Annotated in this window: 15 protein-coding genes and 2 pseudogenes; 7 read left to right on the top strand and 10 right to left on the bottom strand. The window is 50.6% G+C overall.

Annotation, left to right across the window (positions count from 1 at the left end):
* The first annotated feature begins 61 nt into the window (after window positions 1-61).
* The 5 genes and pseudogenes from AT687_RS10020 (at window position 62) to AT687_RS10005 (ending at window position 2550) form a co-directional block, all read left to right on the top strand.
* Window positions 62-1465 carry an IS30 family transposase gene (locus tag AT687_RS10020; protein ID WP_047928725.1) on the top strand — a complete coding sequence of 468 codons (1404 nt, stop codon included), beginning with the start codon at window positions 62-64 and terminating at the stop codon, window positions 1463-1465.
* A gap of 13 nt (window positions 1466-1478) precedes the next feature.
* A complete protein-coding gene (locus tag AT687_RS13335; protein ID WP_265584402.1) occupies window positions 1479-1610 on the top strand; it encodes a hypothetical protein in 132 nt (43 codons plus the stop codon).
* Window positions 1552-1731, top strand: coding sequence for an integrase core domain-containing protein (locus AT687_RS13575; RefSeq protein WP_047928712.1), 180 nt, complete (start codon window positions 1552-1554; stop codon window positions 1729-1731). Before AT687_RS13335 ends, AT687_RS13575 begins: the two co-directional genes overlap by 59 nt.
* A 142-nt stretch (window positions 1732-1873) precedes the next feature.
* Window positions 1874-2041, top strand: a pseudogene (locus AT687_RS12150) (IS3 family transposase); the annotation flags it as partial.
* Between the two features lie 38 nt (window positions 2042-2079).
* On the top strand, window positions 2080-2550 hold the full coding sequence (locus AT687_RS10005) for a hypothetical protein (protein WP_014319395.1): 471 nt from the start codon (window positions 2080-2082) through the stop codon (window positions 2548-2550).
* Window positions 2551-2571: 21 nt separating this feature from the next.
* Here AT687_RS10005 and AT687_RS13620 read toward each other — a convergent pair whose 3' ends face one another.
* The 4 genes from AT687_RS13620 to AT687_RS12835 form a co-directional block, all read right to left on the bottom strand.
* Entirely contained in the window at window positions 2572-2955 is a 384-nt protein-coding gene (locus AT687_RS13620) for a terminase TerL endonuclease subunit (protein WP_021335214.1), read from the bottom strand.
* 142 nt (window positions 2956-3097) lie between these two features.
* Window positions 3098-3583 carry a terminase TerL endonuclease subunit gene (locus tag AT687_RS13615; RefSeq protein ID WP_041740569.1) on the bottom strand — a complete coding sequence of 162 codons (486 nt, stop codon included), beginning with the start codon at window positions 3581-3583 and terminating at the stop codon, window positions 3098-3100.
* Window positions 3564-4145, bottom strand: a complete 582-nt coding sequence (locus AT687_RS13610; RefSeq protein WP_014317150.1) for a terminase large subunit domain-containing protein — start codon at window positions 4143-4145, stop codon at window positions 3564-3566. Before AT687_RS13610 ends, AT687_RS13615 begins: the two co-directional genes overlap by 20 nt.
* Before the next feature lie 248 nt (window positions 4146-4393).
* Window positions 4394-4585 carry a hypothetical protein gene (locus tag AT687_RS12835; protein WP_014319394.1) on the bottom strand — a complete coding sequence of 64 codons (192 nt, stop codon included), beginning with the start codon at window positions 4583-4585 and terminating at the stop codon, window positions 4394-4396.
* Window positions 4586-5680: 1095 nt separating this feature from the next.
* Between AT687_RS12835 and AT687_RS09975 the strand changes: the two genes are divergently transcribed.
* Both AT687_RS09975 and AT687_RS09970 read left to right on the top strand, forming a co-directional pair.
* Window positions 5681-6397 (top strand): ATP-binding cassette domain-containing protein, encoded by a 717-nt coding sequence (locus tag AT687_RS09975; RefSeq protein ID WP_014319392.1) that lies wholly within the window; start codon window positions 5681-5683, stop codon window positions 6395-6397.
* Between the two features lie 74 nt (window positions 6398-6471).
* Window positions 6472-7185 carry an ABC transporter permease gene (locus tag AT687_RS09970; RefSeq protein ID WP_227889242.1) on the top strand — a complete coding sequence of 238 codons (714 nt, stop codon included), beginning with the start codon at window positions 6472-6474 and terminating at the stop codon, window positions 7183-7185.
* A gap of 692 nt (window positions 7186-7877) precedes the next feature.
* On the opposite strand, the gene AT687_RS13565 is transcribed toward AT687_RS09970, so the two are convergent.
* The 6 genes and pseudogenes from AT687_RS13565 to AT687_RS09945 all read right to left on the bottom strand — a co-directional run bounded on the left by AT687_RS13565 (window position 7878) and on the right by AT687_RS09945 (window position 13269).
* Window positions 7878-7979 carry a hypothetical protein gene (locus AT687_RS13565; protein ID WP_353959559.1) on the bottom strand — a complete coding sequence of 34 codons (102 nt, stop codon included), beginning with the start codon at window positions 7977-7979 and terminating at the stop codon, window positions 7878-7880.
* Between the two features lie 949 nt (window positions 7980-8928).
* Window positions 8929-9595 (bottom strand): annotated as a pseudogene (locus AT687_RS13560) (integrase core domain-containing protein); the annotation flags it as partial.
* Entirely contained in the window at window positions 9537-9977 is a 441-nt protein-coding gene (locus AT687_RS13555) for a transposase (RefSeq protein ID WP_414103754.1), read from the bottom strand. The gene AT687_RS13555 and the pseudogene AT687_RS13560, both read right to left, overlap by 59 nt.
* Before the next feature lie 255 nt (window positions 9978-10232).
* On the bottom strand, window positions 10233-11024 hold the full coding sequence (locus AT687_RS09955; protein ID WP_010935552.1) for a nucleotidyl transferase AbiEii/AbiGii toxin family protein: 792 nt from the start codon (window positions 11022-11024) through the stop codon (window positions 10233-10235).
* Between the two features lie 43 nt (window positions 11025-11067).
* Window positions 11068-12180 carry a type IV toxin-antitoxin system AbiEi family antitoxin domain-containing protein gene (locus tag AT687_RS09950; protein ID WP_041740567.1) on the bottom strand — a complete coding sequence of 371 codons (1113 nt, stop codon included), beginning with the start codon at window positions 12178-12180 and terminating at the stop codon, window positions 11068-11070.
* 288 nt (window positions 12181-12468) lie between these two features.
* Window positions 12469-13269 (bottom strand): DUF3800 domain-containing protein, encoded by an 801-nt coding sequence (locus AT687_RS09945; protein ID WP_014319388.1) that lies wholly within the window; start codon window positions 13267-13269, stop codon window positions 12469-12471.
* Between the last annotated feature and the right edge of the window lie 9 nt (window positions 13270-13278).

The following is a 13278-nucleotide window of genomic DNA, read 5'->3' as shown; positions in this document are numbered from 1 at the left end:
ACCCTGAGCATGGAGGTGTGAGAAGGTGGCTACCAAGGACTGGAGTAAGAAGACCAGTGATATGCCGGTGGGGGTGCGGCGTCAGTGGCGTGCGGATCGGGCGTTGCGGCCTGCGATGCGTTCCCCGGGTAGGCCGGTTCCGTCACGGGCGGTGCAACGCCAGTTCTGGGGTCTGATCGCGACGGGAATCACCACTGCGCAGGCCGCCCTTCAGGTGGGGGTGTCCGTACCGGTGGGAACGAGGTGGTTCCGTCATGCTGGTGGAATGAGACCGTTAGCTTTGGACGAGCCCTCGGGGCGGTATCTATCGTTTGCTGAACGAGAGGAAATCGCGATCCTGTGGGAGAAACAGACGGGTGTGCGTGAGATCGCTCGACGGATTGGCCGCAATCCGGCGACGATTTCTCGTGAGCTACGGCGTAATGCTGCCACCCGTGGTGGCAAGCAGATTTATCGGGTAGGGGTGGCCCAGTGGAAAGCTCAGGAAGCCGCTAAGCGTCCCAAACAAGCAAAACTCGTGGATAATCCGCGCCTGCAAGACTATGTTCAGGAGCGTCTTGCTGGGACGGTCCGAGATGAAAACGGGGTCGTCATGGCGGGGCCTGATACGCCTGCGTGGAAGGGCCGGAGCAAACCTCACAGGGCAGACCGACGGTGGTTGACCGCGTGGAGCCCGGAGCAGATATCGCAGCGGTTAAGGATCGACTTCCCTGATGATGAGAGTATGAGAATCTCCCATGAAGCGATCTACCAGGCGCTCTATATTGAGGGGCGCGGGGCGCTGAAGCGTGAACTCGTGGCCGCACTGCGGACTGGGCGGGCCCTGCGTAAACCCCGCGCCCGGTCCAAGAGCAAGCCTAAAGGTCATGTCACCGCCGATGTTGTCATCTCTAACCGGCCCCCGGAAGCCTCGGATCGGGCGGTGCCCGGGCATTGGGAAGGAGACTTGATCATCGGTACCGGCAGGTCAGCGATCGGGACCGTGGTCGAACGCTACAGCCGGTCGATCCTGCTGGTGCACCTGCCCCGGTTGGACGGCTGGGGTGAACAACCAAGGACGAAGAACGGACCTGCCTTGGGTGGGTACGGTGCTGAAGCGATGAACACCGCCCTACAAACCGTGATGAAAGATCTACCGTTACAACTGCGTCAAACGTTGACCTGGGACCGCGGAACCGAGCTCGCTGACCATGCCGCTTTCACTCTAGCCACGGGCACGAAAGTGTTCTTCGCGGACCCACACTCGCCATGGCAACGTCCCACGAATGAGAACAGCAACGGACTCCTACGCCAGTACTTTCCCAAGGGTACCGACCTGTCTCGATGGACAGCCCAAGACCTCGCCGCCATCGCCTACACGCTCAACAACAGACCAAGAAAAGTCCTTGGATTTCGAACCCCAGCCGAAGTCTTCAATGAACAACTACAATCAATTCAAAACAACAGTGTTGCAACCACCGATTGAATCCAAGCAGTATGTGAGCATTGTCTACAACGAGCGCCTGGAAGAACACGGAATTAGTGCGTTTACCGACACTGTTGGTGATTCCTATGACAATACTATGGCTGAGAACGTCAATGGCCTCTCACAAGAACGAACTGATCCATAGGCGCTCGTGGGCCGATGTCGTCGACGTGGAAATCGCGACGCTCGAGTGGATGTCATGGTGGAACGAGTCACGGCTCCACCAGAGTCTGGGCTACCGTACGCCGGCTGACGTCGAAGCCTAGTTTTGGGAACACCACCCCAGTCAAGGAATAATGGAAATCAAGGCATAAGCCTAGGAACAAAACCCAGGGCACTTCAATTCGAAAGAACTCATACACCACTTCACCGGACTTGACCTACTTCGCCAGTGTTGATGAGTTTTACCGGGCCGTAGATGATTACATCTTCTGGTACAACAACGCCCGGCTTCAACAACGGTTCAAGGGTCTGACTCCGATGCAGTATCGGAATCAGACCCTTGAAGGCCTTAACCACCTAGAATTAAACCAGTCCAACTTTCGGGGGCTAGTTCAAACCGGAAGAGCCCCTTAAACTTGTACTCGGAAGTGCAGCCCAATCGAGGAGAATCTATGCAAGAAACGTTTATCAAAATTGGTGCCTGGACACTGCAAAAGGTCGCAGAAACAGTCATGAATAAAGCAGCCGAACGTAGCCAATCAGATCCGCCCGTAGCGCTCATCTGCGAGCTGCGAACTGATGGTGAAAATAAAGCTCACGTGGACGTGAAGATTTGGAACAAATCAAACTTCGAGATCAACATGTCACCGGTGAAGTTTGATCTTGAGAAACGACACAATGGTCGCGTAAACAAGATCAACGTGGACTTCTCCACGCAGGCAGAAGACATGACTAATAGAGAGAAGATCACGATTCCTGCTAACGACTTCCAAGTTTTCTCCTTTTCTCCGGGTGCACTTTGTGCTTGCTTAGAAGACATAGACGAGGTGAACAACGGCGACTACATACTCCGTCCTTTCGTTGTGGTCGGCGGAAATGAAATCCATAGCAGTAGCACCGTATCCGCAAACAAAAACGTCTAGAACACTAGCAGCCCGCGCTCTTCATAAACACTGCCGCTCACGTGCCCGGTTCCGTTTCGGATGGCACGGTCGAGCGCCATGATCGTGGCGACCACGCCATCGATCTTCTCGGTGCTCTTTTATTTTGTCGGGTTTGATGTTTCCTGCCGGGGCGGTGCGCACGTGAATGTTGTCAACCATCCACAACAGGATCCGGTGCCCACCATGAGCAAGGCGTCCTTCAAGCGCCAACTTCATCAGCTCCTTCGACGGCGGGCTCATATCCTTGAAACCCTGTCCGAACGGGATCACGGTAAAACCTAAACCTTCGAGGTTTTGGCTCATTTGGACAGCGCCCCACCGATCGAACACAATCTCAGGGATATCGAAGCGTTCACCAAGAGTTTCGATGCAGGCTTTGATCACTCCGTAGTGGACGACGTTACCCTCCGTGGCCTGCAGAAACCCTTGCTGTTCTCACAGTTCGTAGGTCACGTGGTCACGAGCCACACGGAGTTTGAGGTTGTCCTCGGGGACCCAGAACCACGGCGCAATCACATAGGTCTCATCACCTTTCCTGGCGGAAAGACGAGCACGAACGCGGTGATATCCGTCGTCGACGCAAGATCGAGCCCGCCGTAACACACACGCTCCTCCAGATCAAACAGATCGACGGGTGCGTTGTTAGCGTCCAGATGTGCATGGGCATCCACCGCACCGACTGATTCACCCACTGGTTCAAGCGCAACTGCCTGAACGCGTTTTCTTCGGCAGGGTTTTGCTTCGCGCTCGCGAAGGCTTGGTGGACTTTCTTGATCGGGACGGTAATCCCTAAGCTCGGATTAGCCTTATGCCAAACTGCTTCGTCGGTCCAGTCATCTTCACGGCCAGCACCGTAAATCACCGAGTAGAACGTGGGATCATGCTTTTTGCCTGCGAGGATGTCTTCGGCTTTCTCATGCTGCTCATAACAAATACTGTGCGTGACAGTGCCAGCGGTGATGATGAGGAAGTACAACGGCTGCGTGCGAGCATCACCCGAACCCTTGGTCATGACGTCGAAGAGCGCCCGGTTGGGTGTGGAGTTCGTCGAAGACGACGCCAGAGATGTTGAACCCGTGCTTGGAATACGCCTCAGCACTCAACACTTGATAGAAGCTGTTGGTGGGTTTGTAAATAATCCGCTTCTGCCTGCTCAGGATCTTCACACGCTTCGATAACGCCGGGCTCATGCGGATCATGTCAGCCGCCACTCCAAACACAATCGAGGCCTGCTGGCGGTCTTCCGCACAGCCATAAACCTCAGCACGTTCCTCACCATCACCGCACGTCAGCAACAGCGCCACTGCGGCGGCGAGTTCCGACTTTCCTATCTTCTTGGGAATCTCGACATAGGCGGTAGTGAATTGGCGGTAACCGTCGGCCTTGACGGTGCCAAACAAGTCACGGATGATCCGCACTTGCCAATCGATCAGTTTGAATGCCTTACCCGACCAGTGGCCCTTCGTATGCTTCAATGCTTGGATGAAAGCAACCGCGTAGTCAGGCTTGCGCTTGTCGTAGCGTGAGCCGTCGGCCATGAACCGGGTTGGCGTATAGGTTTGTAGTTGGCGCATCGTGTCCCACCTCCTCTCCAGCGGCGGGTTAAGTAGCAAAAAGGATGCGGACGAAATCTTGGAGGATTTCCCGTATGACTAATGTGCGATACACGGATGCCCAGCGGCTTAAGGCATGAGAGGTATTCGATAGAACACAATCTGCTACCAAGACCGTTCGTGAGTTGGGCTACCCAGGCCGTTGGACACTTCATCGATGGATCAGACAGCGTGATCAACCCCCAGCTGCCCCCATTCGACGTACGACCTTAAAGCGCTACCCACTTGGCGTAAAGCTTAAAAGCCGTTGAGCTTTTCACCGCCGGTATGTCTCCTAACACCATCGCATCTGAGCTTTCGCTGAACTCGAAAATGAGCATCTCATGCTTGGGCCCAACGATTCCGCGAAGAAGGAAAGTGGGCTTGATGAGCACAACTTGACGCAAACAGTCTGTAGGCATTGTTACTCGTAAAGCTTTTGAGAAATCGCTTCCAGATGATGAGGCTGAACTCAAGAAGCTGGCAGCACGCCTATCAGCGAAAAAAGGCCGTGTGAGAAAAAGAACGAGAAGAATTAAAAAAGACGATCCCCATCGACCCAGCCAACCTGAGTAACAAGTTTAAAACCATTGTGGTCGATGCGTTACGGTCTTGTTTTCCAACTTCGTTGTTGCTCGACATTGTTGGTCTTTCTTCATCCAGCTTCTATTACCAGCTCAAAGCCCTCAATAGCCTGTCAAAATATGCAGAACTGACCAAGGTGGTAACCGAAATCGTCGAGCATTCTGGATTCAGCTGTGGATATCGTCGCGTATGGATCCAGCTGAAGAAACTGGGTATCAAGGTCAGTGAGAAAGTCGTGTGTTGAATCATCTCTGCCGAAGGACTTACGGTGCGCTACGTGAAGAAAAGGTGTTGCTATTCGTCCTATCGTGGTGAGATTTCGGATGCCCCACCGAATCTGGTGAAACGAAATTTTTTATGCCGACCCGCCGGGTTTACTGTGGTTGACGGATATTTCCTGGTTTCCTGCTGATGGGCGGGAAAATATACTTCTCGGCGTTAGTGGACTGTTTCGATGGAAAGATTGTCGGGGCAACAACGAGCCGACACCCTCATCAGCAGCTTGCCGATGATTGTTTGAAGCAGGCGTTTGACAATAATGCACCGCCTGAACCGCACAATGAGTAATTCATTCCGATTGTGGTTGCCATTATCGGGGCAACAGTTGGGTTCAAGTCTTATAGGACATCGGTTTTACGCGTTCGATGTCGAAGAAGGGATGTTCGCCCGACAATTCAGCGTGCGAGGGATTGTTCGGCAGAATGAAAAATGAGATGTTCTATGGGCGTAGGTGGCCCTATTGTGATGAATGAGAGCGAGCACTTCATGAATATGTTGGCTTCTATAACGAGCATAGAATCAAGCTTGAGTTCGATGGGTTAAGCATCAATCAACGCAGGCGTGAACTGTTACTTTGAACATTCCTAAAAAATGTCCGCATCCCCTATAGGACGATACTTTTCATGCACTGAAGGATTTATCAAGGAGGCAAAATGAAGAACACTCTTACCGCCCAAAACCTTAGAATAGTCCGTGGCAGCTCTACCATCGTTAGTGACTTCTCGGCCGAACTGCGCTCAGGAGAGATCGTAGCAATGGTAGGTAGAAACGGAGCCGGAAAATCAACTATCATGTCTGCCTTGACAGGGCATCTGAAGCCCGTCGGAGGAGAAATCAAGACCTATACTCAAGATAGTATTGGAAGCTCCGGATTATCTTCGGAAGTTGCCTTTGTTTCGCAGGGTAGACCGCTCTATTCAAGCATCACCGTTGAACAACATCTTCGCTTAGCGCGAGACATGAATGAACGTTTCGATTACCAATGGGCAAGAGAAAGACTCCAATCACTCAACATACCTTTGAGCTCCAAGATTTCTCAGCTCTCGGGAGGTCAGCACACCCAAGTCGCGTTAATCTTGTCCCTCGCTCGGAAAAAGAAGTTTATGATACTTGATGAGCCAATGGCTGACCTAGACCCAGTAGTAAAGATTTGGGTTCGCGAGCTATTAGACTACGCTGCCAATAAACAAGGGGTCGGAATTATAGTTTCTTCGCATACCGTCTCCGATCTATCTTCGATATTGACTCATCTCTGGGTGATAGAGAACGGGAACCTCATCGTAACTGTGTCACGGGAACAAATTGAAACACAGGCAAACGGTAACTTTGAAGAATTCGTACTTAGTCACCTAAAAAGAGAAGAGTTCTAGTGTTCAAGGTCGCGTTACATTACTTCAGAATTGACCGAGCTGCGTGGGCTTCCTGTGCAGGCATCCTTTTACTATTGACGCTACTTTCAATATATGAATTGAAGTTTAAGCCATACCTTGGAATGACCGAGATGCTAGCAGGCATCGTCCCCATGTTTGTAGGAATCGTCTGGGCAGTGGCGCTTTTCTCTCGTGAATTTGAAACTAAGTCGAGTGTATGGGCGCTAAGCCAAGATCTCTCCCCCAGTAAGTGGTTCGTTTGTCGAATGGTAAGCCCCTTAACTTCAGCGCTAGTTTTTGGAATTTGCGTTTGGGGAATCGTCGAACTAAGCCAAATTAATTCCAGTTCATTAGGCAGCGCCAAGAACATGATGTCCTATTCATATATAGCAGGACATGCCTTTTATCCAGCACTTGTAACAATCCTGATGGTATCAATTGCTGCTTTGGTTGGAGTCCTACTAAAGAAAGCTATTCCTTCCATAGCCATAACTTTTGCTCTAGGGCTAGTGCTATGCACCACTGGAGCTTCTTGGCTAAATCCACTATTGCCTATCGCGCAAGGCGAATTCAAAGGCGGTGGTCCAGATGACTCTGTTCTTCCCGTTCCAGGTGAAATGATATCGTCAAAGTCGATCGACAATGGAAACCATCTAGTGGAGTTCTACCCCAACACCGCTTTTTGGGATGCCCAAATTCTTTATGCATCAATGTGGGCGTTCCTCTCAATCCTCTTAATAGGATTTGCTTTCTTTCTTTTCAAACAAACGTCAAGACGTACACCCTAGGGAAATTTGCCGGCGTTTGCTTCTCTTGAATTCCTTGTTGAGAGGATGAAGCTGCGTGAATGCCTCTATCTACTTAGGGCAGAACAAGGCCTAGAGTGTTTCAAAAAGCAGCCAGCACCTGAAAGGCGCTGGCTGCTTTTTGCTTAACCGTGAGAACTAAACACGTTGGCGAATAGTGCCATCAGGATTCTGATCGCCCCATCGACTCGTGACAAACCGACCGGTCGTTGCTGACCGAGTAACGCTTCGTCGGTTACTGGTTCCTACCCCTACGCGCTCGGTGATTGTTTTAGTTGGCCACCGAGCCGCCGAAGCCTTTGATACAAACCGACCAGTACTAGCGGACCTGTTTACAGAACGACGAGCCATAGCCCGTACCTCATTTCTTAAAGAGACGAGAGTGAGCGCGTTGCTTCTTGAAACGCTGAAAACTCCGTTAGACTCTAAACATCGCTGCTAGTGATGTAGAGGTCTAACCTCTCGTAGTGCTGAGGATAAGTTGCCCCTTAACCTCGGCACTTAACTTATATGCGGTTAGAGTTTATTTTGTTCCTTTTTACTGATGCGGGCTCTTTTCTCCCGCATCTTTCTTGAGAGAATTTCCCGTTCGTTACGGGTAACTTCTGCGCGTGCCCGCTTCGCGTGAGAAGCTCCAAATGAAGAATTTTCCATCGCCCTTCTGTAGCTATTGCTCACGCAAACCCTCTCTTTTCCTGATCAGTCTTGATTTTTTGTCTCACCCTGTGAACAACCTTGCGTGCGGCGCCTGGGGTAGTGCCTAGCGTTTGAGCAATCTCCTTATGTGATAGCCCCGTAGGTGCATAGCGAGAGTAGCCTCTTCTTGTTCATTGAGGACACCGGCGATCGCTCGAAGCTCCTCATCACTCTCTAAAAGTTGTTCGGGCGTCATGTCGCGTGAGGGGATTTCTAACAACTGCTCGTCGCCGCGATGATCGAAGATTTCTTCGTCTTGTCGTCGTTTTGCTAGCCTCTTTAATTCGTTGATTGCAGATAGCTTGCAACGACCTACGAGATAGGTGCGGAGACTTGCTCTCTTGTTGGGATCCCAACCCCGTCTATAAGAGCTTTTGCTTGAACTTCATAGTGGCATCAACAACAATATCGGCAGCGAGCTCACTGATTTCCTCTTGTGTAAGCAAGTCAAGGCGAGTTTGGCTATGGTTTGGAACCGGCTAGGAGCTTGCCTTCCTGCGCTCGGCAATCAAGTCTGCCTCTCTGATCCACTTACGGATGGTCGCAAACCCATAGTCCATGATCTCTACTTCGAAATCGTCGTAGTCCCTGCCTGAAAAATTCTGAGACTTGAGCAGCTCAAAGAGTATCCGGTCTCCTGCATGCCGGTGATCTGTTTGTGTGTTTTCAGCTGCGTTAGACCACGCTTGTGTTGAGTTTCTCTTGAGCCTACTGCTGCCCCGAAACCAGTCTTCGCTGATGGTAACCCCCTAGAATCTTCCTTTCTCTTTATCCTATTGGATATGAGGGGTAGTCGTTTGCTACTTAAACGTGCTATCCTAGCTTCATCATGATCAGCCCGCTCGCCGCTTTTGCGGCTCGGGCTGATTTTCATTCTGGGGAGAATAGTGATGACGCGTTATTGCAAACCTTGGCTCAGTATTGAAGACCAGGTTCAGAAATTAGCTGACCGAGGCCTCGTTATAAGTAACGTCTCCCAAGCCTGGGGTTGCCCGCAAATCGTGGACACGTAGTGGAGCTACCTGCAGGTTAGGCAGCGGTTGATTTTTGGTTGTGGTGGTTAATCTGGTTTTCGAAGGCGACAGGGCTTTGCATACCGAGTGCTGAGTGCCGACGTTTCCGGTTGTAGATCACTTCGATCCACCAGGCCACGGCCTTTTTGCCTCATCGCGGGTGGCGAAGCGTCGACGGTTGTAAAACTCGGTTTTCAGCGTCGACCAAAACGACTCGGCCATCGCATTGTCGAAGCACACCTCGGTGCGGCCGACTCGTAAACTGCGCGCCGCGGTCAGCGTGGAAGACCACACGTCAGCACCGCCGCTGCGCAGCGTGTACGCCATCCGCAACGCACGCTCCACGAGAACAGTGTTGTGGACGCTGTCCATGGCCCAACCTAGCACGCGGCGTGAATGACCGTCTCGTACGACGCACAGATACAACCAGCCTTCACCGGGGCGAACATTCGCGGCGAGATCCCCTCCAACCCCATCAAACGCATTCTTTTGGCCACGGTCTTGCGGTTTAAAGTGATCCGGTAGCGGCAAGCAAGCTCCGCAGTAATCCGTGGGGAGCTGTAGACGCACTCGGAATCGTTGAAGATCTGCCTGATCTTGTGGTCAACCTCTGCCATGTAGGCCTCACGCTCGTCGTTGCCGGCTGCTTGTTGGTCCTGGGTATGGGGCCACTTGTAGTAGCCGGACCGGGAGATTTTTAACAGGCGTGCCATGCGTTTGATGTTGTAGTTCGTTTTTTCCTGCCGTATCAGCTCGAACTTTTCCGTTTGTGTTGCTTCGCAGCGAAGAAAGCAGCAGCTTTTGACAAAACTCGTTGTCGATCTTGGCTTCAGCCAGTTTGCGGCGCAGGCGAAGAATTTCTGCGCGAAGATCAGCCTCGCTCATCCTGTCGGATGACCCTCGGCGTTGCCGCTCGTTTTTCACCCACTTGCCTAGCAAGCCCGCGGAAACACCGATTTCCTTGGCCACATACGCGATAGGGCGATCCGATTCGATCACCAAATTCGCCGCTTCACGCCGATACTCCGGCGTGAACTTCTTACGCGGTTGATTCACAATGAACATCCTCTCCTACGGACACACGATCCGTACAAACAAGGTGTCCACTACACGAGGGTAACCTCACAAGAGCACAAAAGGAAGGGGGAGTGTTGTGGATCGTAGTATTCCACCGTAGAGTGCTACTATTCCGCAGACGATTCCCATCACGGTTTCTAGCAATGGAAGTTGTCTTTCATGTCAGGCCTACTTCAGTATTTTTAACTCTCCCTTGTTTGCTTTGTCATGTAGTCAGCTTTAGTGGGGTTTAGTTTTGTAGCACTATTCCCACAGTAGTGCTGTGCAATTCCATGCTCGGTCAGATTCTTTAAATTCTCTGTTCAGGATAGGGTTAATGAGTAATCCAGCTACTCTTAGTGCTTCGTCTAGTTCCGTTAGTCCCCACTGTTCATCTCCAAAATTCCTCGCTTTGATGGGGTATTGGTCTTTCCAGCTTTCATCCGGAATAGTGAGATGGTTTGGCAGAGACATATTGCGCACTCGGCATTGCGTATCTAGCGCAGAACGAAGGTCAAAGGCGCTCACGGTTAACTCCCTAGCCATCAGTGCTACATCGTAGAGGTCGTGGTAACGAGTAGATGCTCTACCAGGTGGAGTATTTCCGTGACGCTCATACATGGCGCAGATTTTGTCTGCAATCTGGCTAGCCACAGGATACGAATACACTTTGAACCTTTGCGGTAGAAATTCCGTATGCACCTTATAGCTTGTTGCTACAGTCACAGGTTCTACAGTGCCAGTTACTTCAAGGTCACCGCTTACGTCTACCCCGAAGGAGACAAGTCGATTGTTTATGCCATGGATAACTGTTACGTCGATGCGTTCACTATCTACCGTGCCTACACCTCCAGATTGTCGAGGGTGTATGACGTGAAAAATATAGGGGCCTATTTTGTAACCGTTCATTGCTGACACGAGAGATTCGGCAGCTCCTGTTGATGAGGTGGGGTCATCTCGTCGGTAGAGGTCCAGATCTTTAGTCTGTCTAGCCCCAGGGATGCGGCAGTAGATATTGGTTCCCCCTTTGAGTACCCATCCGTTCTGCTGTCTCATTAGCTCATGTAGAAAGACTTCTCGGAAGAATTGGTTGTACACGTCATTGGGGTTCTTGTTGAGTGTTTTCGCTTCCTTCTTCAAAGCGTTGGCGATTTGGCCGTGCGTCTTTTTTAGCTTCGGAATTTGATTCATTAGTCTCGGTACTTTCTCGTTGTTTTTCAGGAGGTGACACTTGCGTACGCGGAAGGCTTGTCGAAAGAACGGACGAGAGTGTTTCGGGGGGATAGATTTCAGACCACATATTTTTTGAAATGTTTGGAAGACTGGCTGTTTTCTTCATCGTCTCTGCCAGCTCAGAAAACACAGTCATTTCTGGTACCTGCATAGCTGATGGTATCGGTGAGATTAATTGCGCCAAGTGTTGCTGAAGTGGAGCCTGCATGGCATTTTTCCAGGAAAGACTTTGCGTGAGTGGTTTTATTATCGCTTCTAGTTGCTCTTGGAGCGGGCGCATTGCTTCTTCTACCAATAGGCGAGTTTGCTGGGCAGTCTTCGTGTCAATGAAGCATTCGTCAACTAGTTCTTTAAGCCCGGATCTGTCTCCTTGGTCGAGCCCGAAAGAATCTTCATGGCCAGAAAAAGAGTCGAGCAATTCCTGCTCGGTCAGTAAGTATTTCCTTCCTGCATCGGCGACCAAATGGAGCAAGTGGTCTGGCTCATGTCCAGATTGTGCTAGATCCAAGATGGTACGGGGCACAGTGGTTATAGGAAGGCCCGATGCAGGGTGAACAACCCAGTCTGAATCGGCGAGATCGGCGCGGTGAAACTGAACGTCTGTCTGCCTGCTTCGTCTACGGCGATTGACCGTAAAGTGGATACCGTCGGGCCAGAGATCCCCTATCTCCCATACTTCAGCGGCCGTAGTGTGAGAAACTACAGCGTCAGCAACTAATGAAGGATCGCTAATGCGCTCAGCTGCCATGAGATTCGGCTGTAGGGAAAGCCACTGGGCTTTGAGCTCTAATTCAGTCGACAATACAGTCGTCGTACTCGCATAGACCCCGTGTCGAACGCGGGTAAAAACGCCGCGTTTTTCCAATCGGCGTAGAGACGGAAGATCGACACCACTATCTTTTGCCTGCGCCGAGGTAAACAGTCCCCACTGCTGGGATGCGAGATCGCTGAGCATCTCTGTCGCCTCGTAACTCTTCATGACTCAAAAAATACTACAGGAATACTTTTTGCGCCATGAATCATATTTTTAATGGATCAAAAAATACTTCCTGGAGAAACGGTACCCGCAAAAGCTGATTATCATTTCCATGAATCTACAGCAGCGCTCACGCAGACAAGCGGCTTTAACACTTGAACTTCAACGGTTCCCTGGGGATGAGGGGGGCTTCCGTTTTAGGGCTAAAACTAACCCGTTCATCTTATACGTCATTTCGCATGCGTTACGACGTTCCCAGCTCGTGTCACACATAAGGCTTCTGTGAAGCTATTAATTATTTGCTTCTTTAATTGTCGCAGCTCGGACTTTTTCGAGTTTTCTCCTATTTTCTTCGTCGAGTGTCTGATTAATTTTTGAATTAAAAAGCGGTCTGGTAGGTCTGAGAATACTTGAATGATTTAAATCGTCGATAGCACGGTGATAAAGCCTTAGTTTTGACTCATATGTAAAAGATCCTCTTGTTGGGGTTAGCGCTTCCGCTGTTGGAACCCAGCTATAACGCGAGTCTTCTACTAATTGATATTCGATTGCCCGCTTAGCAAGGGAACATATCCAGTCGGCAAACTGAATATTTGTGGATAGCTGGCTATCGATGTGCATTGGAGGTTCGACGATACGACGCATTTCTTGATGCTCCGAGGCTCGTCCTAGAATGTGTGCGTACATAGCTGTTTCCTCGCGATCCCTAAACTCAGTAGCGCCGCAGTTTGTTGCTTTCGGAGTGCCAATGGGTTTTTCTTCTGCGTAATAGAAGAGGTGGCCATCAAGTTTTCTGAGTTTCGAAATCAAAGAGCCGAGTAGTCGAAGGTTTTGTGGTCTTTCATTGATGGCTAAAGCAAATAGTAGATCTGATCCTTTCTTTTCCCAACGACCAGGATCTATGTTGTTGGGGATTTCATTGCGGAAAAAGATCTTTTTACGTTCTGCAAAATAAGAGCCGAACTCTCGTGCGGATTCCTCTGGAATTATAAACCCGCCATAGCCGAATGCTGGACTATCACTGAAACGATTGTGATTTGGATGTATGAATGCGCCAGTACTGCCAATTTCATCAATATATGCAAGTAGCATGATCCCCCC

Origin of the sequence: Corynebacterium diphtheriae, from assembly GCF_001457455.1 — a bacterium.
Lineage (GTDB): Bacteria > Actinomycetota > Actinomycetes > Mycobacteriales > Mycobacteriaceae > Corynebacterium > Corynebacterium diphtheriae.
Note: the sequence above shows the minus strand (reverse complement) of the source record. Positions and strands in the feature narration are given on the sequence as shown.